Raw genomic sequence first — 23,457 nt, forward strand, 5'->3', positions numbered from 1 at the left:
ATGTTAAAAATCGCCACAAGGTACATGCTATCTTCCTCACCACGAGGAATAACGCCTTGTGCCCAATATAACGTATCTTTTATTCCGGTTTCTTTTATTGGTCTTGTTTTAGGGGAGTTCGCCGTGTCACTTTCGCTTTGGCAGCAATGTCTTGCCCGATTGCAGGATGAGTTACCTGCCACAGAATTCAGTATGTGGATACGACCCCTTCAGGCAGAACTGAGTGATAACACTTTGGCTCTCTATGCCCCCAACCGTTTTGTGTTGGATTGGGTAAGAGAGAAATATATTAATAATATCAATTTGTTATTAAATGATTTCTGTGGTCCTGAAGTACCGTCACTGCGTTTTGAAGTAGGGAATAAGCCTGTTTCGCCAAACCAGTCTAAATCTCAGAAAATCATTGCCGATATGCCGGTGACTGCTGCGCCGTCCAGTTCATCAGTGCGCCCAAGCTGGGATAACGTAAAAGCTCAGCCAGAGTTATCTTATCGTTCCAATGTTAATCCCAAGCATACATTCGATAACTTTGTTGAAGGTAAATCCAACCAACTCGCCAGAGCGGCCGCCAGACAAGTGGCTGATAACCCTGGAGGTGCATACAACCCTCTGTTCCTTTATGGCGGAACCGGACTGGGTAAAACCCACCTTTTGCATGCTGTCGGCAATAGCATTATGGCACGCAAAGCCAATGCAAAAGTGGTTTACATGCACTCTGAACGCTTCGTTCAGGACATGGTAAAAGCATTACAAAACAATGCCATAGAAGAATTTAAGCGTTATTATCGCTCAGTGGATGCTCTATTAATCGATGATATTCAGTTTTTTGCCAATAAAGAGCGCTCCCAAGAAGAATTCTTTCACACGTTCAATGCCCTGTTAGAAGGTAATCAACAGATTATTCTGACATCAGATCGCTATCCGAAAGAGATAAATGGCGTCGAAGATCGGTTAAAATCCCGTTTTGGCTGGGGATTGACCGTTGCTATTGAACCCCCGGAGCTGGAGACTCGCGTTGCCATTCTGATGAAGAAAGCTGATGAGAATCAAATCCAGTTGCCAGGGGAAGTGGCTTTCTTTATTGCTAAACGCCTGCGATCTAACGTTCGTGAACTCGAAGGTGCTTTGAATCGAGTTATTGCCAATGCTAATTTCACCGGCCGTGCCATTACTATTGATTTTGTACGCGAAGCATTACGTGACTTATTGGCTCTACAGGAAAAGCTGGTAACCATCGATAATATTCAGAAAACGGTGGCTGAATATTACAAAATCAAAGTCGCGGATCTGCTTTCCAAACGCCGTTCGCGCTCCGTTGCCCGTCCGAGACAAATGGCAATGGCGTTGGCAAAAGAGCTGACCAATCACAGCTTGCCTGAAATCGGGGATGCCTTTGGTGGACGTGACCATACAACCGTACTTCACGCTTGTCGAAAAATCGAACAACTGCGTGAAGAGAGTCATGACATCAAAGAAGATTTTTCTAACTTAATCAGAACATTGTCTTCCTAGCGCTATGAAATTTATCATTGAACGTGAGCAATTATTAAAACCTTTGCAACAGGTTAGCAGCCCCTTAGGCGGTCGCCCTACCCTGCCTATTTTAGGCAACTTATTATTGCAGGTAACAGAAGGCTCCCTGCTACTGACGGGCACCGATTTGGAAATGGAAATGAAGGCTCGGGTTACACTTACCCAGCCACATGAACAAGGTGCAACTACGGTCCCCGCACGTAAATTTTTCGATATCTGGCGCGGGTTGCCTGACGGAGCAGAAATCAGTGTAGAACTGGATGGCGATCGCATTCTCGTTCGTTCTGGTCGCAGCCGTTTTTCACTCTCTACACTACCCGCTTCAGATTTTCCCAATCTTGATGACTGGCAGAGCGAAGTCGAATTTTCCTTGCCTCAGGCCACACTAAAACGCCTGATCGAATCCACCCAATTTTCCATGGCGCATCAGGATGTTCGCTATTACCTAAATGGTATGTTGTTTGAAACTGAAAGCGAAGAACTGCGTACCATTGCCACAGATGGCCACCGTCTGGCAGTTTGTTCCATGAACATCGGGCAAAATCTGCCGTCCCACTCAGTGATCGTGCCTCGCAAGGGCGTCATTGAATTAATGCGTCTGCTGGATGGCGGTGACAATCCGCTGCAATTACAGATCGGTAGCAATAACATTCGTGCTCATGTTGGTGATTTTATCTTCACATCGAAGTTGGTTGATGGCCGTTTTCCCGATTATCGTCGCGTATTGCCCAAAAATCCCGATAAAACATTGGAAGCCAATTGCGACACACTTAAGCAGGCATTTTCGCGGGCAGCGATTTTGTCCAATGAAAAATTCCGGGGCGTTCGCATCTACTTAAGTGAGAACCAGCTTAGAATTACCGCCAATAATCCAGAGCAGGAAGAGGCAGAAGAGATTGTTGATGTCAGTTACCAGGGTACTGAAATGGAAATTGGCTTCAATGTCAGCTACATATTGGATGTTCTAAACGCATTGAAATGCGAGCAAGTGAGTCTCCTGCTAACAGATGCCACATCCAGCGTAAAAATTGAGAATTCAGCTAGCCAGGCTGCGGCTTATGTCGTCATGCCAATGCGTCTGTAACAAAATTAACTCATTATATGATTCTCTCGCGTTTGCTGATCCGCGATTTCCGTAATATCGCGGATGCTGACCTGCCACTGGCAACCGGTTTTAATTTTCTGGTTGGGCCGAACGGTAGCGGCAAAACAAGTATATTGGAAGCCATTTATACATTAGGCCACGGTCGTGCTTTTCGCAGTATTCAGGCTGGCAGAGTCATTCGTCATGATTGCGAAGAGTTCATTCTTCATGGGCGACTTGATCAGCAACCCCATGAACGTACTTTATCGGTGGGCTTAAGCAAAAACCGCCAAGGCGACAGCAAAGTCAGAATAGATGGCAGTGATGGACATAAAATTGCTGAATTAGCGAAAATACTGCCGATGCAACTTATTACGCCAGAAGGTTTTACGTTGCTAAATGGTGGCCCGAAATATCGTCGGGCTTTTATTGACTGGGGATGCTTTCACAATGAGCCTCGCTTTTTTGCTGCCTGGGCTAACCTGAAAAGGCTGCTTAAGCAGCGGAATGCGGCACTGCGGCAAGTCACCCGCTACAGCCAAATCCAGCATTGGGATCGAGAACTTGTCCCATTGGCAACCGAAATTAGTCACTGGCGGGCTGAATATATTGCAGGAATTTCCGAGGACATAGAAAAGACCTGCAAACAATTTTTACCTGAATTCACACTCAGTATCAGCTTCCAGCAGGGTTGGGACAAAGAGAGTGAATATGCACAACTGCTCGCGCGGCAGTTTGAGCGCGACAGATCGTTAACCTACACCGCTTCCGGCCCGCATAAAGCCGATCTGCGGATCAGGGCGGACGGTACACCAGTAGAAGATATGCTGTCCCGTGGTCAGTTGAAATTACTGATGTGCGCGTTGAGGTTAGCACAGGGTGAATATTTCACCCGACAGAGCGGGCAAAAATGCCTGTATCTGCTTGATGATTTTGCCTCAGAACTGGATGCCGGCCGTCGTCAGCTATTAGCCGAGCGTCTTAAATCTACGCAGGCCCAGGTGTTTGTCAGTGCAATCACATCCGGGCAAGTTACAGACATGATTGATGTAAATAGCAGGATGTTTCGCGTAGAACATGGCAAAATAGAGGTTCAACCACAGGATTAAGATGAGCGAGAAACGTTGATGTCGAATACATATGACTCCTCAAGTATCAAGGTATTAAAAGGGCTGGATGCCGTCCGTAAACGTCCAGGCATGTATATCGGTGATACCGATGATGGTACCGGCCTGCACCACATGGTCTTCGAGGTTGTTGATAACGCTATCGACGAAGCCCTCGCGGGTCATTGTGACAAAATAACTGTCACTATCCACGCAGATAATTCAGTTTCTGTGCAGGATGATGGCCGCGGTATTCCTACCGATATACACGAAGAAGAAGGTGTTTCAGCAGCAGAAGTCATCATGACCGTGCTGCATGCGGGGGGTAAATTCGATGATAATTCCTATAAAGTTTCCGGTGGTCTGCATGGCGTGGGGGTTTCCGTTGTTAACGCCTTATCGGAAAAACTGGAACTGACTATCCGCCGTGACGGTAAGGTCCACGAACAAACTTATTGTCTGGGTGTGCCACAGTCACCATTGAAAGTCGTCGGTGATACTGAGCAGACAGGAACGACTGTCCGTTTCTGGCCAAGTATGGATACATTTAAGATTAACACTGAGTTCGAATACGATATTCTGGCCAAACGCCTGCGTGAATTATCATTCCTCAACTCCGGTGTTGCCATTCGTTTAATCGACAAACGTACAAATATCGAAGATCTCTTCCACTATGAAGGGGGGATCAAAGCGTTTGTTGAATTCCTGAGCCGCAATAAAAACCCAATTCACCCAAATGTCTTCTATTTCTGTACCGAAAAAGACGGTATTGGTGTTGAAATTTCCATGCAATGGAATGACGGTTTTCAAGAAAACATTTACTGTTTCACCAACAATATTCCTCAGCGCGATGGGGGAACCCATTTGGTTGGTTTCCGTACTGCAATGACCCGTACCCTCAATAGCTACATGGACAAAGAGGGTTACAACAAAAAAACCAAAGTCAGCGCGACCGGTGATGATGCCCGTGAAGGCCTGATTGCGGTGATTTCCGTTAAAGTGCCAGATCCTAAATTTTCTTCTCAGACCAAAGACAAGCTGGTTTCTTCCGAAGTGAAGACGGTGGTCGAAACCCTGATGAATGAGAAGCTGGTGGAATACCTGCTGGAAAACCCGAATGATGCCAAAACCGTCGTCGGCAAAATCATTGATGCAGCCCGTGCCCGTGAAGCGGCACGTAAAGCCCGTGAGATGACCCGCCGCAAAGGTGCACTGGATCTGGCCGGATTGCCGGGCAAACTGGCTGACTGCCAGGAGCGCGATCCAGCCCTGTCCGAACTCTACCTGGTGGAGGGTGATTCTGCGGGCGGTTCGGCAAAACAAGGACGCAACCGTAAGAATCAGGCTATTCTGCCATTGAAAGGTAAGATCCTGAACGTTGAGAAAGCACGCTTTGACAAGATGCTCTCCTCACAGGAAGTCGCCACTTTGATTACTGCCCTGGGGTGCGGAATTGGCCGTGATGAATACAACCCAGACAAACTGCGTTATCACAGCATTATCATCATGACCGATGCCGACGTTGATGGTTCTCACATCCGTACTTTGCTGCTGACATTCTTCTACCGCCAGATGCCGGAAATCATTGAGCGCGGTTATGTCTACATTGCTCAGCCACCACTGTATAAAGTGAAGAAAGGCAAACAAGAGCAATACATCAAAGATGACGATGCAATGGAAGCCTACCTGATGTCCATCGCATTGGATGGCGCAGCATTGTACACCAATCCACATGCACCCGCCCTGAAAGGTGAAGCTCTGGAAAAATTGGTGACTGAATTCAATGCCGCCCAGAGAATCATCCGTCGCATGGAACGTCTGTATCCGCTGGCTCTGCTGAATAACCTGATTTACCATCCAAAACTGACCGAAGATGCCTTGAACGATCAGGCAAAAGTGGACGAGTGGGTAAGCACACTGGCTATTCGTCTGAATGACAACGAGCAGAATGGCAGCACTTACAGCTATCAAATCCATGAGAACCGTGAACGCCAAATTTTCGAACCCGTTCTGTGCATTCGCACACATGGCGTTGACACCAACTACAATCTGGATTTTGATTTTATTCACGGTGGCGAATATCGCCGCATTACCAATCTGGGTGAATTAATCGGGAATTTGATTGAGGAAGATGCATACATCGAACGTGGCGAACGTGGTGAACGTCGTCAGGCAGTCAGCAGCTTTGAACAAGCTCTGGAATGGCTGACTAAAGAGTCACGCCGTGGTCTTGCCGTCCAACGCTATAAAGGTCTGGGAGAGATGAATCCTGAACAGTTGTGGGAGACAACCATGAACCCAGAAACCCGTCGCATGATGCGTGTAACCGTGAAAGATGCCATTGCAACTGACCAACTGTTCACGACTCTGATGGGGGATGCGGTTGAACCTCGCCGGGCATTTATTGAAGAGAATGCCTTGAAAGCGGCGAATATTGATATCTGATATTCCCGAAACTATTTACAGAACTATACCAATCTAACTTCAAGATGCGTGTGATATCTCTCCGCGAAAGCGGGGAGATATCAGGTTTCATATCGTGTTGTAAATTGCAGCTTGAAGTTTAATGCGTATATACCTAATCAATTTCAAGTTGCAGACAACAAATCTGCAACTTGAAAAATAATTGTTTTATCTCCACCAGAAAAATAAAATATTATAATAATCTATAAATATAAACCTGATGGATAATATAAAATAAATACCTCCCCATGATACAGGTAAATTAAAAATTAACTATTCATAAACAGCCCCTATCTCTTAATATATAGCCCCCTATTATTAGATTATTATTTTATATCCATTTATATTCTGTTAATCCAATAAAAATAGTAAATTTATTTTTCACAAAAAATATATATCAATCTAACTTCAAGATGCGTGTGATATTTCCCCGCTTCGCGGGGAAATATCAGGTTTCATAGAGTGTTGTAAATGCAACTTGAAGTTCAATACGTATAACTTCTTTAATTTATATATTTATTATTTCAGCATATTCAATATAACAAAACCTGAACAATGGCCGCCTTAAAAAATTATTGACAATGGATGACGGATAAAGTTAATTATATCCAAACCCATTCATCTCGTCCGATTTATCGGAAGCTGTATCATTATCCGTAGAAGATATTTACCTGTTATATAGTAATGTCACTTAGGAGAAGATCATGCAAAAATTCACAGACCAAACATCCACCAAACCTCATATTATTGATGCTGAGATGGTGAGTCAAAATGAGCTAAGTCGTATATCCGACAATGCCAATGCTCTCCGTGCTAAGGCAATGGAGCTGACCGATTCATGGGAAGGTGTCATGTTCGCATTAACTCATGATGAAATTGAAAATATTGCTCTGGCTGTTGGTTTTATTCCAGAAGTAGCCAGTAAAATTCATCATGAAATTAAGTCACTCAACTATGCAAAAATTCAATCCCAAACAGGCACTGAATCACTTGCTACCAAACATAATATGGATATTAGTCTTCTCGCACTTCGCGGTGTGACAGATTTTGATCATGCTTTGTCCCATATTAATGACAGTAATCTGGAAACAATTCTGGATGAAAATCAAGAGATATTCCAGAAAATCCGTAATGCACTTCCCGCCTATGAAGCCCGAATGAATTTTAGGCCAGAAACAGCTTCTGTGGTGCTTAAATCTCTGGGGGCAGATATATCACCTGAATTGCTTTATGAAATCTGTCCAAAATACCATACAACATCAGTTATAGACCTTGAAAACCGCAAAGGTGTCAGTACCGAGTTTATTCGTTGTGTCACGTTAACATTGGGTACAACCGTTCGCTAAAAGCCAAAAAATAATTAATGCCGCCAATATCTCTATTGAATGGCGGCATTATTCTCAACCAATATAATACTTCAATAAAAACTTAACTCTTTTCTACAGCAAAATACGCAACATACGGCGCAAAGGCTCTGCTGCTCCCCATAACAACTGATCGCCCACCGTAAAGGCAGATAAATATTCCGGTCCCATATTGAGCTTACGCAAACGACCGACTGGCGTATTCAAAGTACCCGTAACCGCAGCCGGTGTTAACTCACGCATCGTTAGTTCACGATCATTTGGGATCACGCGCACCCAATCATTTTGGGAAGCCAACAGGGCTTCAATTTCATGGATCGGGATATCTTTTTTCAATTTCAGGGTAAAAGCCTGACTATGGCAGCGTAATGCCCCGATACGCACACACAAACCATCAATCGGGATCACATGACTGCCCGTGTTCAAGATCTTGTTGGTTTCCGCCTGACCTTTCCACTCTTCGCGGCTCTGTCCATTTTCCAGTTGCTTGTCAATCCACGGAATCAAACTTCCCGCCAAAGGAACCCCGAACTGGTCAGTTGGCAATGCACCGCTGCGGGTAAAATCCGTTACACGTTTTTCAATATCCAAAATCGCGGAAGCGGGATTTTGTAGCTCCTCAGCAACCTGATTATGCAGCATCCCCATTTGCACCAGCAGCTCACGCATGTGGCGAGCACCACCGCCAGAGGCCGCCTGATAGCTTGATACCGATGCCCACTCAATCAAATCATTGGCAAAAAGCCCTCCCAATGACATCAGCATCAAGCTAACGGTACAGTTACCGCCAACAAAGGTTTTGATACCTTTATTCAGACTATTTTGAATATGTTGATGATTGACAGGATCAAGAATAATGACAGCATCATCATTCATACGCAGCGCAGAAGCGGCATCGATCCAATATCCCTGCCAGCCGGTTGCCCTCAGTTTAGGGTAGATTTCATTGGTATAATCCCCGCCCTGACAGCTAATGATAATATCTAGTGCACTCAGCGCCTCAATATCAAAAGCATTCTGTAGCACTCCCGATTTTCCTGCGCTATTTATTGCAAACTGCGGGGCAGGAAGCCCGTGTTGGGAAGTAGTAAAGAAAACCGGATTTATTTCGTCAAAATCCCGCTCTTCTATCATTCGTTGCATCAATACTGAGCCGACCATACCACGCCAGCCGATAAGACCTACACTCTTACTCATGTTTACCCTGCCTTGAAAGATGTTTATCAGATACCACTGATATCATTAAAACTGACAAAATATAACGAAAGGTGCAAGTATATTTATGAGCTATAGCATCAGAATTTCTGAGGCGATGCATCTGCCATTTTTAAACCATGAGATTTGCCTTCGGTTTAGGCGCAATTGAGGCAAAATCCTCCCTAAAGTTGTTGGGCAAGCCTGGATTTTTCCACTACTAATTCTCCATTTATTAGAAAATTAATTTATATTTAACAGCAATAACCTAGGGTTATCTAATGATTGCGATAAGATTCAAAAAAGCCCTTTTTTCCCTCTATTAAGTTATTTTGAAAACTGTTTTAATTAACTATCATTTAATAATCATTATCGTCCTGACATAGCATTCTAATGGAGCTTTTCTTACAAAATTGTTTGGCATTTCCGGTTATTATTTTCAGAGCGAAACGCTGGCAGCAAATGAAACGGGACTTTATGCGGAATAAAGCATGAGGAATAAAGTATTAGGGGACGATAATGCCGATGTGGGCAATCGCGTTGTTACCCAATCAAAAAATTAACGGTAAATTAAGATGGAAATAATGATTGTAGTTATTGTAGTTTTCTTTTTAATTATTGGCGGCATAGGCTGGGGATTTTCACTGTATAACCGTCTGATTCTGCTACGCAATAATGTGGATAACGCATTTGCCAATATTGATGTTATCCTAAAACAAAGAGCAGATCAGATTCCGGCCTTGGTTTCTATAGTTTCCAAAGCAATGTCCCATGAGCGGGAAATTTTCACTGCTCTTAGCAATGCTCGCCAAAATTATTTGACCGCGGAATCATTGCCTGAAAAAATCGAAGCCTCCAATCACATGACTCAAGCGCTAAAATCAGTACTCGCAATTTCAGAAAATTACCCCACTTTAATTTCTGGTGATAATTTTATCGAGCTTCAAAAATCGGTCAGCAATATAGAAGACAAAATCGCCCGCCGTCGTGAAGTATTCAACGATACCGTGACAACATATAATATTGGAATTCAGATTTTTCCCGCACTTATCGTGGCAAATATCCTAAAATATCAACACCTTCCTTTGCTGAAAATTTCCGCGGAAGAAATAAAATACAATGGCATTCGGTTCGAATAAATATAATAAAAAACAGGCAATAAATGACTTCGATTATCATATCAATTATTTTCAGCGCTGTCTTGAGTGGCAGCACTGTATTAATAGCATCATGTTTCTTTAACTTTCGAATTACTCTAAAATGGAGTGTAATAACAGTAACAATCAGCAGTTTACTAGCAAGTATCATAGCTTATCTTGATAAAAATAATGTCCCGTACATTCTTGGGATCTTCTTTATTTTACCTTTTTTGGCTTTATTTATCGCAAAAACTTGTAGAGTTACCACTCATATTATCAACCCCAAAAATGACATGATTAAAAATCTATCATATCTATTTAAAAAAATCACTCAGCTAATTTTAGTTATCTTGATAATTGCTATTAATTATATTTTTAATCACTTAAACATCACAAATAAATTTGCATGTTTTATAGCAATATTTATCATAATAGCTGTCTTAGTATGGCTAAATAAAACTTCGAAAAAAAAATTCTTCAAGCTCCAGCAAATACTCCCTACCTCCAAAATAGGCTCAATGGCAATGGGGTTAGTAGAAGTACAAGGGCAGGTATTCTCAGAAAAAAAGCAACTGTGTACAGCGCCGCTCAGCCAAAAGAAGTGTATCGCTTACCACTATACAGCACATAAAATAACAAAAGATTCCAAGGGAAAAAGACGTTATGAAAGCATCGCCAACGAAACCCGATGTGCACCTTTCAAAATCCAAGATGAAACAGGTTCTGTCAATGTTATTACTACTGATTTATCTTTAACTTCTCTTCCACCGACTTGCGAATATGAAAAAAATAACGTTCGTTATGTTGAGCGAGCAATATTTAACCATGATAAACTCGTACTAATTGGTGCCGCTGTCGAAAGAGATAATAAAATCGTCATCCAAAAGGACATTGAAAACGATATTCTGGCAATTTCTCCTGTAAACTCTGTCACGCACTGGAACAAATATCGCCCATTGGTGAAATCTGCTTTGGCTTTTAGCTTAGCGGCTGCCTTTCTGATTGCGATTGTTTTAACTATTCCTTATGAATATCACGGACAAAAACTAACAATTTTGTTCAATCAATCATCTTTATTCAGTTGGCTGTTTTAACAGGAAAGTGTGAATGAATGACTTAATTGCAACTTTTATCATCATGATCTTGTTAATCTTGCTGCTGTATTATCTCATCGATAATTACAACAAAGTTGTTGTGTTAAAAAACTACACGGAAAAAGCATTTGCCAATATCGATACACTGTTAAAACAGAGAGCAGCCGAAATTCCTGAATTAGTCAATATTGTCGGAAAAATAATGTCGCATCACAAATCACTGTTGTTGGAACTCACACAATCGCGTGAATATTATTTACGCTGTTATCAAGCCAATCAAAAGGTCGAAGTTAACAATCAGATTACCAATATATTGAAACAGATACTGCTGGTATCAGAAAATTATCCTGAATTACAGGCATTAAATAACCTGAATAAACTACAAAAACGCATTACCTTGCTAGAAGAAAAAATTGCTGATCGCCGTGAGTTTTTTAATGAAAGTGTAGCCTTATATAATACTGGAATACAAACGTTTCCCAATCTAATATTTGCTAAAATACTGGGCTATAAACCACGCACAATGCTCCACTCCAACACAATTAATAAATAAGGAAAAACTCATGCTAACTATTCCCTTCAATCTGTTTGGCTTTGCCGATCAAATAGTGAAAGAACCAGCATATGTTGTATTCCTTTCTACTTTTGGAATGTTCATTCCATTTATCGCTGTCACTATTTTGAAACAAATCCCTATGCTGAAAATGATCTCCAATATCTTAGCAGGAACCATTGCACTATCAATTTTCCCTAATTTTGCCATATTAATGATGCTTATCTTCTTGAACATTAGCGGCATACATATGTTTCTCACCGGTATTATTGTCATATTGAACTGCTTTTTCTTTATTATATTTAATTATCAATTACTGGCCGAATTTATGCAAAACCCCTTTTCTGGCATTCCACCAGAAAAACTTGGTCAGAAACGTGGTAAGAAGTAGGTTTCTTACTCGTTTATAGTAATATCTTTCGTGTATATATTGTACTGATGGAAGATAGTATTTAGTGGAGATAGATTCAATTATGTACGACTGTAAGCCGTACATATAAGATGAAACTTGCATTCACATAACAAGTGCAGGATGACAGGAATTTTTACACGGGAATCTTCGTTGAATTTCATTATACTCCTTTGATTTTTTTAATTTTATAAGCAAGCGTTAGAAAAAGATCACCTGTCACAGATAAAAATTTCAACCAGTTTCCTAATATATTATAAATTCACCTTTCGATACCTAATTAATTGAAAGACATAAAACAAAACAGTAACTTTCATTACTAATGACACGATTATTCCCGCTAAAAACTGTGATACTCATAAGTAGAATTTTCTTATCATTAACAACATGAGATCATTCGATTAAATATTTTTATTCTTAACTGAATAAAAAAATCCGGTTAGCTTACGCATAACCGGATTTAGAAAGTTTAAAGCTTTTTTACACCAAAATAAGTGACTCTTACTCCACCGTCACCGATTTCGCCAAGTTCCTCGGCTGATCCACATCTGTACCTTTGATCAATGCAACGTGGTAAGACAGTAATTGCAGTGGCACGGTATAGAAGATCGGGGCGATCAGCTCTTCTACGTGTGGCAGGGAGATGATCTTCATGTTTTCGCTGTTGGTGAAACCCGCATCCTGATCGGCGAAGACATACAGCAAACCGCCACGGGCACGAACTTCTTCGATATTGGATTTCAATTTTTCCAACAGTTCGTTGTTCGGAGCAACGATGATCACTGGCATATCCGCGTCTATCAATGCCAATGGACCATGCTTCAATTCACCAGCAGCATAGGCTTCTGCGTGAATATAGGAGATCTCTTTCAGTTTCAGTGCACCTTCAACCGCGATCGGGTATTGATCGCCACGGCCAAGGAACAAGGCATGATGTTTTTCAGAGAAATCTTCTGCCAATGCTTCAATCAGCTTATCTTTAGATAACATGCTTTCAATGCGGCTTGGCAGGGCATGTAGGGCATGGACAATATCTTGTTCCAGTGCTGCATCCGCACCTTTCAGGCGTCCTATGTAAGCCACCAGCATCAACAATACAGTTAGCTGGGTGGTAAAGGCTTTGGTAGATGCCACGCCAATTTCTGCCCCTGCTTTGGTCATCAGGGCAAATTCTGATTCACGTACCAAAGAGGAACCCGCGACGTTACAGATGGTCAAAGAAGTCAGATAACCCAGTTCTTTGGATAAACGCAGAGCAGCCAAGGTATCAGCCGTTTCACCAGATTGGGACAGGGTGATCAGCAGGCTTCCTTTACGGCGCGCTGGTTTGCGGTAACGAAATTCAGAAGCGATTTCAACATCACATGGAATACCTGCCAATGATTCGAACCAGTAGCGCGAAACCATTCCCGCATTGTAGGAAGTACCGCAAGCAACGATTTGGATATGCTCAACCTGAAACAGCAATTGCGCAGCATTAGCGCCCAGTTCTGACAGATTTACCTGACCATTACTCAAACGGCCTTCCAATGTGCTTTTGATAGCCATCGGTTGTTCGTAAATCTCTTTCTGCATGTAGTGACGGTATACTCCTTTATCACCTGCATCGTACTGAACGCTAGATTCAATTTGTTCACGCTCAACCGCTTCGCCCTGTACATCAAAGATGCGAACGGTACGGCGAGTGATTTCTGCGATATCACCTTCTTCCAGATAGATAAAGCGGCGGGTCACTGGCAGTAATGCTAGTTGATCTGATGCCAGGAAGTTTTCCCCCACACCTAAGCCAATGACCAATGGGCTGCCAGAACGCGCAGCAACCAGTACATCAGGATGACGGCTATCCATAATTACGGTGCCATAAGCGCCACGCAATTTTGGAATCACACGCTGAACCACTTCCAGCAGTGAACCGCCTTGTTGCTGTTCCCAGTGAACAAGATGGGCAATGGTTTCTGTATCTGTATCAGAAGAGAAGGTGTAACCACGCGCTTTCAATTCTTCACGTAGTTCTTCGTGGTTTTCAATAATACCATTATGCACAACAGCAATATTTTCAGAAACATGGGGATGGGCATTACGTTCGCTTGGTTCACCATGAGTCGCCCAACGAGTGTGGGCAATCCCCGTGCCACCAATAACCGGCTGTTTGTCTGCTTCATCAGACAGCATCTGCACTTTACCCACTTCACGCAGGCGAGTCATGTGGTTTTCACTGTCAACGACAGCTATACCCGCAGAGTCGTAACCACGGTATTCCAGGCGACGAAGACCTTCAATCAGTATTTCTGCAATATCCCGTTGTGCTACTGCACCAACAATTCCACACATTTTGTTTTATTCCTAAAAATAGGGCTAAACAACGCCCTTTTTATGTCGCACAACCTGATTGTCCTACGGCAAATCGCGTTTCGGCTTTGCCGTCCCCGAGCTTTGTAGAGATGGGGATTTTTATTATGGATATATCTTAATTATTTTTTCTTCACTGGACGCTGCCAGTTTTTAATATGGGTTTGCTTTACGCGACTGATAACCAATTCGTTCTCAGCAATGTCTTTTGTTACTGTGGTTCCGGCACCAATCGTCGCACCTTTCGCTACCGTAACGGGTGCAACAAGTTGGGTGTCAGAACCAACAAAAACATCATCACCAATGATGGTCTTAAATTTATTGACGCCATCATAGTTACAAGTAATGGTTCCCGCACCAATATTTACATTATTGCCAATTTCAGAATCACCAAGATAAGTCAGGTGACCAGCCTTGGAACCTTTGCCCAGCGAGGATTTTTTCATTTCAACGAAATTGCCAACGTGAGCTTTTTCCGCCAATTTGGAGCCAGGGCGTAAACGGGCAAAAGGCCCAATAGTGCACTCGTCCGCAATTTCAGAATCTTCGATGATAGTGTAAGGGTCAATGACTGCCCCATCACCAATAACACAATTTTTCAGGATACAACCAGAGCCAATCTGAACATTATTTCCCAGTGTGACATGGCCTTTAATAATCACATTGGTATCAATCACCACATCTCGACCATGTTCTAATGTTCCGCGCAAATCAAAACGAGCCGGATCTAACAACATGACGCCCGCCAACAGTAATTTTTCTGCTTGCTCAGATTGATAAATACGCTCCAAGGCAGAAAGTTGCTGGCGATTGTTGACTCCTTCCATCTCACTTAAACGGCTTGGGTGTACCACCTTGATTTGACGACCTTCTTTGTGTGCAAGCGCAATAACATCCGTCAGGTAATATTCTCCCTGTGCGTTATTGTTTTCCAACCTTGATAACCAACGTTTCAAATCACCGCCATTCGCTACCAAAATACCGGTATTAATCTCGTTGATTTTACGCTGTTCTTCCGTTGCATCTTTCTGTTCGATAATGCCCGTCACTTCACCATCTTCACGAATGATACGACCATAGCCCGTTGGATTATCCAGTATCGCGGTTAATAAACCAATTCCACCCTCTGGCTTAGCTTCAATCAAACGCGCCAAAGTATCTTTACCAATCAAGGGCACATCACCGTAAAGGATCAGAATATCTTCATCATCCGAAAAATGCGGAGCAGCTTGCTGCATGGCATGACCCGTGCCAAGCTGTTCTGCTTGCAGTACCCAATTTAGATCTTGGTTGGGAAGGGCTTGTTTCATCAAATCCCCACCATGACCATAAACCAAGTGAATATTTTGGGCACCCAAATCCATTGCGGTATCAATAACATGCTGAACCATCGGCTTACCGGCTAGCAAGTGCAGAACTTTAGGAAGCGCGGAATACATGCGAGTTCCCTTGCCTGCGGCAAGGATCACGACACTTTTTGTACCGACACTATTTACGTTGTCATTATTTGCAATCACAGACATAAGAAACCTGACAATCCCAATTTTTAAGTATGAAAGTAAACCTGTTTGCGAAATAAATTGCCACATATTTCGCAATGCAAAAAAGCCAGTTAGTTTTCACCAACTGGCTTTTTATCTAACTGCCTATACCCTTTGGTACATTACATCATTTTTTTTGTCAGCTCGATAACGCGAAGTTTCGCGATCGCTTTCGACAATTCAGCAGATGCCTGAGCATAATCAACATCGCCGTGAGAATTACGGATGTGTTCTTCTGCCTTGCGCTTGGCTTCAAGCACTTTAGCTTCGTCCAAATCCTTACCACGGATCGCTGTATCGGCCAGTACGATAACGCCGTTTGGCTGAACTTCAAGAATACCACCTGACAGGTAGATAAATTCTTCTTCACCAAACTGCTTAACAATACGTATCATGCCCGGTTTTATGGCAGTAAGCAGTGGCGTGTGTTGAGGATAGATCCCCAGCTCACCTTCACTACCTGTCACCTGAATTTTCTGTACCAGCCCTTCAAACATCTGTTTTTCAGCACTGACTACGTTCAGGGAGAACGTCATTGCAGCCATATCAACCTCCCGTCAGCCGTATTAAAGCGTTTTCGCTTTTTCCACAGCTTCTTCGATGGTACCAACCATGTAGAACGCCTGCTCTGGCAGGTGGTCATAATCACCGTCCAGGATGCCTTTGAAGCCACGGATAGTGTCTTTCAAAGAAACGAATTTACCTGGTGAGCCGGTGAAGACTTCTGCAACGAAGAATGGCTGAGACAGGAAGCGCTGGATCTTACGGGCACGCGCCACAACCAGTTTGTCGTCTTCAGACAGTTCGTCCATACCCAGAATGGCGATGATGTCTTTCAGTTCCTGATAACGTTGCAGGATAGACTGAACACCACGAGCCACGTCATAGTGCTCCTGACCAACAACCAGTGGGTCAAGCTGACGGCTGGTTGAATCCAGTGGATCAACTGCAGGGTAAATACCCAAAGAGGCGATCTGACGGCTCAATACGACGGTTGCATCCAAGTGAGCAAAGGTTGTCGCAGGTGATGGGTCAGTCAAGTCATCCGCAGGAACGTAAACTGCCTGTACGGAGGTGATGGAGCCTGTTTTGGTTGAGGTGATACGCTCTTGCAGAGCACCCATCTCTTCCGCCAACGTTGGCTGATAACCTACCGCAGATGGCATACGACCCAACAGTGCAGATACTTCTGTCCCTGCCAGGGTATAACGGTAAATGTTATCAACGAACAACAGAACGTCACGGCCTTCATCACGGAATTTTTCCGCCATCGTCAAACCTGTCAATGCAACACGAAGACGGTTTCCTGGTGGCTCATTCATCTGACCGTATACCAGAGATACTTTGTCCAGTACGTTTGAATCGGTCATTTCATGATAGAAGTCGTTACCTTCACGGGTACGCTCACCAACACCAGCAAATACAGAGTAACCTGAGTGCTCGATCGCGATGTTACGGATAAGCTCCATCATGTTAACGGTTTTACCTACACCCGCACCACCAAACAGACCAACTTTACCACCCTTAGCGAATGGGCAGATCAAGTCCATCACCTTGATACCGGTTTCCAGCAATTCCTGAGAGTTGGATAACTCTTCATAGCTTGGTGCTGTACGGTGAATTGACCAGCGCTCTTCTTCGCCGATCTCACCTTTCATGTCAATTGGATCACCCAATACGTTCATGATACGGCCCAGTGTTGCTTTACCCACTGGTACTTCGATTGGGTGTCCTAAATCAGTCACGTCCAAATTACGGCGCAGGCCATCGGAGGTACCCATTGCGATACAACGAACGATACCACCACCTAACTGCTGCTGAACTTCCAGCACCAGTTTTTCTTCACCGTTTTTAACCTCAAGGGCATCGTATACTTTTGGTACGCTGTCCTGAGGGAATTCGACGTCCACCACGGCGCCGATTACCTGGATAATCTTTCCAGTAGCCATCTTGAATCCTCTACGTAATTCGTAAACCTAGCTGTTAAACCGCAGAAGCACCCGAAACGATTTCGGTGAGTTCCTGAGTGATGCTGGCCTGACGAGCTTTGTTGTAAACCAACTGCAACTCTTTGATCAGGTTGCCACCGTTATCGGTCGCGGCTTTCATCGCTACCATTCGTGCGGCCTGTTCACTAGCCAGGTTTTCAACGACGCCCTGATAAACTTGCGCTTCTATATAGCGGCGCAGCAGGGTATCCAACAGCGCCTTAGGATCAGGTTCATACAAATAGTCCCAAGACTTCTTCTTCAGTGTTTCATCGTCTCCGGCTGGCAGAGGCAATAACTGAGTGATCGTCGGAACCTGAGACATTGTATTCATGAACTTGTTTGTCACTATATACAGTTTATCCAGACGCCCTTCGTCATATGCTTGCATCATGACGTGGACTGGCCCGATCAGTTCGGATAATGACGGGTTATCTCCCATCCCTGTTACTTGAGCAACAACGTTGCCACCAACAGAAGAAAAGAAGGAAACCGCTTTTGATCCAATAAGCGCCAAATCAACTTGGACGTTTTTATCAGACCAGTCTTTCATTTCTATCAGCAATTTTTTGAACAAGTTAATGTTCAAACCGCCACATAAACCACGATCAGTCGAAACAACCACGTACCCAACACGCTTGACTTCGCGCTCTTCAAGGTATGGATGTTTGTATTCCAGATTACCTAACGCAAGGTGTCCAATCACATTGCGAATGGTTTCTGCATAAGGACGGCTGGCCGCCATGCGATCCTGCGTTTTACGCATTTTGGACGCGGCGACCATCTCCATCGCTTTAGTGATTTTTTGCGTGTTCTGCACACTGGCGATTTTGGTACGTATCTCTTTTGCGCCGGCCATTTCTGCTTCTCCGAATTCAACCAGACGGCCCCATTTTTTTCATTAAATAGAATCAAACAGGGCCGAATAGTGTTACCAGGACTGAGTCGCCTTGAAGGATTCCAACAGAGCTTTCAGCTTCGCTTCGATCTCTCCATTGTAATCACCAGACTGGTCAATCTCTTTCAGAAGATCAGCATGTTCACGGTTAGCATACGCCAACAGCGCAGCTTCGAAACTGACCACTTTTGCGATTTCGATATCTTCCAGATAACCACGCTCAGCAGCAAACAGAGACAGAGCCTGCTGTGCAATAGACATCGGCTGATACTGTTTCTGTTTCAGCAACTCAGTGACTTTCTGACCATGATCCAACTGTTTACGCGTTGCATCATCCAGATCAGAAGCAAACTGGGAGAATGCTGCCAGTTCGCGGTACTGAGCCAGAGCGGTACGAATACCACCAGACAGTTTCTTGATGATCTTAGTCTGAGCAGCACCACCTACACGGGATACAGAAATCCCTGGGTTAACCGCTGGACGGATACCTGAGTTGAACAGAGACGATTCAAGGAAGATCTGACCATCAGTGATGGAGATAACGTTTGTTGGTACGAATGCAGAAACGTCACCCGCCTGAGTTTCAATGATTGGCAGTGCGGTCAGAGAACCGGTTTTACCCTTCACTTCACCATTAGTGAATTTTTCAACGTATTCAGCGTTAACACGCGCTGCACGCTCCAGCAGACGGGAGTGCAGGTAGAAAACGTCACCAGGGTATGCTTCACGTCCAGGTGGACGACGCAGCAACAGGGAAATCTGACGGTACGCTACAGCCTGTTTAGACAGGTCATCGTAAACAATCAGTGCATCTTCACCGCGATCACGGAAGTATTCACCCATCGCACAACCAGAGTAGGGAGCCAGATATTGCAGAGCCGCAGATTCAGAAGCGGATGCAACAACAACGATGGTGTTTTCCAGTGCGTCGTGTTCTTCCAGTTTACGAACTACGTTAGCAATGGTAGAGGCTTTTTGACCAATCGCAACATAGACACATTTGATACCAGAATTACGCTGGTTGATGATCGCATCAATAGCCAGAGCAGTTTTACCAGTCTGACGGTCGCCGATCACCAGCTCACGCTGGCCGCGACCGATTGGGATCATGGCATCAACGGATTTGTAACCTGTCTGGACAGGCTGATCAACAGATTGGCGATCGATAACACCTGGTGCGATAACTTCTACCGGTGAGAAGCCATCGTTCTCAATAGCACCTTTGCCGTCAATTGGTTCACCCAGTGTGTTAACAACACGACCCAGCAGACCACGACCAACAGGCACTTCCAAAATACGGCCAGTACATTTGACTTTCATGCCTTCGGCCAAGTCAGCATACGGACCCATCACAACCGCACCTACAGAGTCGCGCTCCAGGTTCAGTGCAATTGCGTAACGGTTGTCAGGCAGGGAAAGCATTTCACCCTGCATGACATCGGCTAAACCGTGGATACGAATGATACCGTCGTTAACGGAAACAATCGTACCTTCATTGTGAGCTTCGCTCACGACATTGAACTGAGCAATACGCTGTTTGATCAGTTCGCTGATTTCGGTGGAATTCAGTTGCATATGCTCCAGTCCCCTTAAGACTGCAAGACGTCTGTTAAACGATCCAGACGGCCACGAATACTGCCATCTATTACCATGTCACCTGCACGGATAATGACACCGGCAATAACAGACTTGTCAATTTTGCAATTCAGCTTCACTTTGCGTGACAGACGTTTTTCCATCGCCGCAGAAATTTTAGCCTGCTGCTGCTCATTCAGTTCGGACGCAGAAGCCACTTCAACATTGATAGTTGATTCAAGTGACGCACGCAATTGGATAAATTGCTGGAAGACTTCTGGCAGTACCAGCAAGCGACCATTTTCTGCCATTACACGAATAAAGTTCTGAGCATGCTCATCAACCTGCTCACCACAAAGAGTGATGAAGGTTTTGGCTAACGTTTCCGGTGCTAATGAACCGGAAAGCAGCTCACCAACCTGCTCATTGCGAGTAACCTCAGCAATGAACGCCAGCATATTCTGCCAGTGTTCAAGCGACTGGTGTTCTACAGCAAAGTCAAAAGCTGCTTTGGCGTAGGGGCGAGCTACCGTAGCGAATTCAGACATGCCCCTCCCTCCTTACAGTTCAGCGACCAGTTTATCAACGATGTCGCTGTTAGCAGCTTCATCCACGGAACGTTCGATGATTTTCTCGGCACCTGCGATCGCCAGCATCGCAACCTGTTTACGTAACTCTTCACGAGCGCGCTTGCGTTCAGCTTCAATTTCAGCATGAGCTTGCGCTACAATTCTGTTACGTTCCAGCTCTGCTTCTGCTTTAGCATCATCGATAATTTGGGCTTTTTGTTTATTAGCCTGCTCAATGATAACTTGTGCATCAGCTTTCGCTTTTTTCAGTTGGTCGGTCGCATTGGCTTGCGCTAAGTCCAGGTTCTTTTTGGCACGCTCTGCTGAAGCCAAACCGTCAGCAATCTCTTTCTGACGTTTTTCGATGGCCGCCATGATTGGTGGCCATACATACTTCATGCAGAACAAAACAAACAGGACAAACGCTAAGGCCTGGCCGAGGATTGTTGCGTTAATATTCACGACACAATACCTCTATTTCAATTAATGAATTGGCGTAATTTTAAGTTCTGCTATCTTATTAACCGCCAACAGCGAACATCATAAACAAGCCCAGGCCCACAGCAATCATCGGGATGGCGTCAACCAGGCCCATGACGATAAAGAACTGCGTACGCAGCAGAGGAATCAGATCAGGTTGGCGAGCAGCGCCTTCCAGGAATTTACCCCCGAGGATGCCGATACCGATCGCAGCACCGATAGCCGCCAAACCCATCAGAATAGCGGCAGCTATGTACAGCAGATCCATGTTTATATCCATGACAGTCTCCAGTTTGTTTCAAGTTAAAACACAATGATTGATTGATAAAAATTAATGCTCTTCAGATGCCATCGACAGATAAACAATCGTCAGAACCATGAAAATAAAGGCTTGTAACGTAATAATTAGTATGTGGAAAATCGCCCAAGGCAGGCTGAGTAACCACTGTGCTCCCCACGGTAGAAGGGCCGCAATAAGAATAAAGATCAATTCGCCAGCATACATATTACCAAACAGTCGCAGACCGAGTGATATAGGTTTAGACAGCAAGCTAACCCCTTCCAAGATTAAGTTAATTGGAATAAAGAGTGGATGATTGAAAGGCTGCAATGTCAGCTCCTTCGCAAAACCACGAATTCCTTTCATCTTAATGCTGTAGAACAGAATGAGGACAAAAACACCGAGGGCCATCGACAAAGTGACACTGACGTCTGCGGTTGGAACAATACGCAGAGCAGGCAAGCCGAAGAAGTGCTCTCCGATTAAAGGAATAAAATCGATTGGCAGCAAATCCAATGCGTTCATGAGTAACACCCAGACGAACACAGTCAAAGCCAGAGGAGCTATCACTTTGCTCTTGCCGTGATACATATCACGCACGGTGTTATCAACGAAGCCGATTACCATTTCTATTGCAGTCTGAAATTTGCCCGGAACGCCGTCAGTGGCGCGAACCGCGACTCTTCTGAACACAAATAGAAACAACATCCCTAATACGATGGAGAAAAAAAGCGAGTCGATATTCAACGTCCAAAACGTCGCCTCATAACCACTAGCGTGGGGATTGACCAACTCAAAGGTACGCAAGTCCAACTGAAGGTGCTTCAGGTGATGACTTATGTACTCCGAAGTTGAAACTTCTCCTGATGCAGACATGATGCTTTTTACCCTTTTGTTGTTAAAAACGCTAACCGTTCATTACGGCAGGTGCGATGATCTGCACAATCAGCACCGCTAAATAGGCCACACCAAGTGGTGCAAATGCCGCCTTGAACACCCCTAAAGCGACTATCAGCACGATTATCGTAATGATAACCTTCACCCCTTCGCTAATCGCGAAAAACCATGCAATCCGTACTGGAGCCCCTTCTTCTTTTACCTTTTGGAAGCGGCTAAGTAGCATAAAAATGGCATTTGGTAGCCAACATGCTAGCCCACCAGCAAAAGCAGAAGCGCCCCACTCTATACTTTTGGTACAAAAAGCTACACTGAGAATAACAAAAGTCATTAACTGCAAAAATAACAGTTTCAGTGCCATTCTATCGCTGTAAAGGGATACAGACATGACTTTTGTTTTCCCCCTGTGGTACACCATCACATATCAGGCTTTGCTGAATGTTGTATAAAACTGGCTTTGCTTAAGAGTGTCAAGTGACAAAAACGTGCAAATTATACGGCCCGCCAAAATGAATTCAATCCATAAGTAGCGAAAAAGTGAATAATTATTTAAATTTCTAACTTTGGTGCTAGATCGCTCACAAATACCATTTAATATTCCGCAATAAGTAATGGTATGACCTCAAAATTAAACGTGATATACATCACATTAAACAAAAACCATTAATTATATTTATCATTAAATATGTGATAAAAATCTTTTATTTTTTTTATCGAAAATCAAACTATTAATATTATACCTATGAAGTTTTATCTGATATATCGATAAAAAAGGCTAAATGATTATTTTCTCGCTTTCTCTAAAATTTATTTATAAAGAAAATCGATAGCAACCTTTGAAAAGAGAAATTCTACCAATATAAAAATAACGTTGGTTTTCTGTAAATCATCAGTAAATAAAGTTGAATCCACGGAAAAGAATAATGAGTAACGCCAGTTAC

21 protein-coding genes are annotated in these 23,457 nt (G+C 43.8%); 9 read left to right on the forward strand and 12 right to left on the reverse strand.

What is annotated here, in order from left to right; genetic code table 11:
* The first annotated feature begins 123 nt into the window (after positions 1-123).
* From dnaA to ACE1SE_RS00025, 5 genes are all read left to right on the forward strand, one after another.
* Complete coding sequence (gene dnaA / locus ACE1SE_RS00005) at positions 124-1,512, forward strand: chromosomal replication initiator protein DnaA (protein ID WP_374052119.1); 1,389 nt, start codon at positions 124-126, stop codon at positions 1,510-1,512.
* A gap of 4 nt (positions 1,513-1,516) precedes the next feature.
* Positions 1,517-2,617 carry a DNA polymerase III subunit beta gene (dnaN, locus tag ACE1SE_RS00010; protein ID WP_374052120.1) on the forward strand — a complete coding sequence of 367 codons (1,101 nt, stop codon included), beginning with the start codon at positions 1,517-1,519 and terminating at the stop codon, positions 2,615-2,617.
* Positions 2,618-2,634: 17 nt separating this feature from the next.
* Entirely contained in the window at positions 2,635-3,726 is a 1,092-nt protein-coding gene (gene recF / locus ACE1SE_RS00015; protein ID WP_374052121.1) for a DNA replication/repair protein RecF, read from the forward strand.
* A gap of 18 nt (positions 3,727-3,744) precedes the next feature.
* On the forward strand, positions 3,745-6,168 hold the full coding sequence (gene gyrB / locus ACE1SE_RS00020) for a DNA topoisomerase (ATP-hydrolyzing) subunit B (protein WP_374052122.1): 2,424 nt from the start codon (positions 3,745-3,747) through the stop codon (positions 6,166-6,168).
* A gap of 722 nt (positions 6,169-6,890) precedes the next feature.
* On the forward strand, positions 6,891-7,532 hold the full coding sequence (locus tag ACE1SE_RS00025) for a hypothetical protein (protein ID WP_374052123.1): 642 nt from the start codon (positions 6,891-6,893) through the stop codon (positions 7,530-7,532).
* A gap of 93 nt (positions 7,533-7,625) precedes the next feature.
* On the opposite strand, the gene asd is transcribed toward ACE1SE_RS00025, so the two are convergent.
* Positions 7,626-8,747 carry an aspartate-semialdehyde dehydrogenase gene (gene asd / locus ACE1SE_RS00030; protein ID WP_374052124.1) on the reverse strand — a complete coding sequence of 374 codons (1,122 nt, stop codon included), beginning with the start codon at positions 8,745-8,747 and terminating at the stop codon, positions 7,626-7,628.
* A 572-nt stretch (positions 8,748-9,319) separates the two neighbouring features.
* On the opposite strand from asd, the gene ACE1SE_RS00035 reads away from it, so the two are divergent.
* From ACE1SE_RS00035 to ACE1SE_RS00050, 4 genes are read left to right on the forward strand one after another with little or no spacing between them, the layout of a single operon-like run.
* Positions 9,320-9,883 carry a LemA family protein gene (locus ACE1SE_RS00035; RefSeq protein WP_445082107.1) on the forward strand — a complete coding sequence of 188 codons (564 nt, stop codon included), beginning with the start codon at positions 9,320-9,322 and terminating at the stop codon, positions 9,881-9,883.
* A gap of 23 nt (positions 9,884-9,906) precedes the next feature.
* A complete protein-coding gene (locus ACE1SE_RS00040) occupies positions 9,907-10,977 on the forward strand; it encodes a hypothetical protein (RefSeq protein WP_374052125.1) in 1,071 nt (356 codons plus the stop codon).
* A 13-nt stretch (positions 10,978-10,990) separates the two neighbouring features.
* Positions 10,991-11,530 (forward strand): LemA family protein, encoded by a 540-nt coding sequence (locus ACE1SE_RS00045; protein WP_374052126.1) that lies wholly within the window; start codon positions 10,991-10,993, stop codon positions 11,528-11,530.
* A 10-nt stretch (positions 11,531-11,540) separates the two neighbouring features.
* Complete coding sequence (locus ACE1SE_RS00050; protein ID WP_374052127.1) at positions 11,541-11,921, forward strand: hypothetical protein; 381 nt, start codon at positions 11,541-11,543, stop codon at positions 11,919-11,921.
* A gap of 519 nt (positions 11,922-12,440) precedes the next feature.
* Here ACE1SE_RS00050 and glmS read toward each other — a convergent pair.
* The 11 genes from glmS to atpI all read right to left on the reverse strand — a co-directional run bounded on the left by glmS (position 12,441) and on the right by atpI (position 22,904).
* Positions 12,441-14,270 (reverse strand): glutamine--fructose-6-phosphate transaminase (isomerizing), encoded by a 1,830-nt coding sequence (gene glmS / locus ACE1SE_RS00055; protein WP_374052128.1) that lies wholly within the window; start codon positions 14,268-14,270, stop codon positions 12,441-12,443.
* A gap of 140 nt (positions 14,271-14,410) precedes the next feature.
* Complete coding sequence (gene glmU, locus ACE1SE_RS00060; RefSeq protein ID WP_374052129.1) at positions 14,411-15,811, reverse strand: bifunctional UDP-N-acetylglucosamine diphosphorylase/glucosamine-1-phosphate N-acetyltransferase GlmU; 1,401 nt, start codon at positions 15,809-15,811, stop codon at positions 14,411-14,413.
* 140 nt (positions 15,812-15,951) lie between these two features.
* Positions 15,952-16,374, reverse strand: a complete 423-nt coding sequence (locus ACE1SE_RS00065) for a F0F1 ATP synthase subunit epsilon (protein WP_045967700.1) — start codon at positions 16,372-16,374, stop codon at positions 15,952-15,954.
* 21 nt (positions 16,375-16,395) lie between these two features.
* Positions 16,396-17,778, reverse strand: a complete 1,383-nt coding sequence (atpD, locus tag ACE1SE_RS00070; protein ID WP_374052130.1) for a F0F1 ATP synthase subunit beta — start codon at positions 17,776-17,778, stop codon at positions 16,396-16,398.
* Positions 17,779-17,812: 34 nt separating this feature from the next.
* Positions 17,813-18,676: a F0F1 ATP synthase subunit gamma gene (gene atpG, locus ACE1SE_RS00075; protein WP_374052131.1), complete on the reverse strand. Its 864-nt coding sequence runs from the start codon at positions 18,674-18,676 to the stop codon at positions 17,813-17,815.
* A 72-nt stretch (positions 18,677-18,748) separates the two neighbouring features.
* Positions 18,749-20,290, reverse strand: a complete 1,542-nt coding sequence (gene atpA, locus ACE1SE_RS00080; RefSeq protein WP_374052132.1) for a F0F1 ATP synthase subunit alpha — start codon at positions 20,288-20,290, stop codon at positions 18,749-18,751.
* Between the two features lie 14 nt (positions 20,291-20,304).
* Positions 20,305-20,838, reverse strand: a complete 534-nt coding sequence (gene atpH, locus ACE1SE_RS00085; protein WP_099132902.1) for a F0F1 ATP synthase subunit delta — start codon at positions 20,836-20,838, stop codon at positions 20,305-20,307.
* A gap of 12 nt (positions 20,839-20,850) precedes the next feature.
* Complete coding sequence (gene atpF / locus ACE1SE_RS00090; RefSeq protein WP_047770880.1) at positions 20,851-21,321, reverse strand: F0F1 ATP synthase subunit B; 471 nt, start codon at positions 21,319-21,321, stop codon at positions 20,851-20,853.
* A gap of 58 nt (positions 21,322-21,379) precedes the next feature.
* Positions 21,380-21,619, reverse strand: coding sequence for a F0F1 ATP synthase subunit C (atpE, locus tag ACE1SE_RS00095; protein ID WP_045967711.1), 240 nt, complete (start codon positions 21,617-21,619; stop codon positions 21,380-21,382).
* Between the two features lie 51 nt (positions 21,620-21,670).
* On the reverse strand, positions 21,671-22,495 hold the full coding sequence (gene atpB, locus ACE1SE_RS00100; protein WP_047770879.1) for a F0F1 ATP synthase subunit A: 825 nt from the start codon (positions 22,493-22,495) through the stop codon (positions 21,671-21,673).
* Between the two features lie 31 nt (positions 22,496-22,526).
* On the reverse strand, positions 22,527-22,904 hold the full coding sequence (gene atpI, locus ACE1SE_RS00105; protein WP_374052133.1) for a F0F1 ATP synthase subunit I: 378 nt from the start codon (positions 22,902-22,904) through the stop codon (positions 22,527-22,529).
* Positions 22,905-23,457 lie beyond the last annotated feature (553 nt).

Origin of the sequence: Xenorhabdus taiwanensis (genome assembly GCF_036512875.1) — a bacterium.
Lineage (GTDB): Bacteria > Pseudomonadota > Gammaproteobacteria > Enterobacterales > Enterobacteriaceae > Xenorhabdus > Xenorhabdus taiwanensis.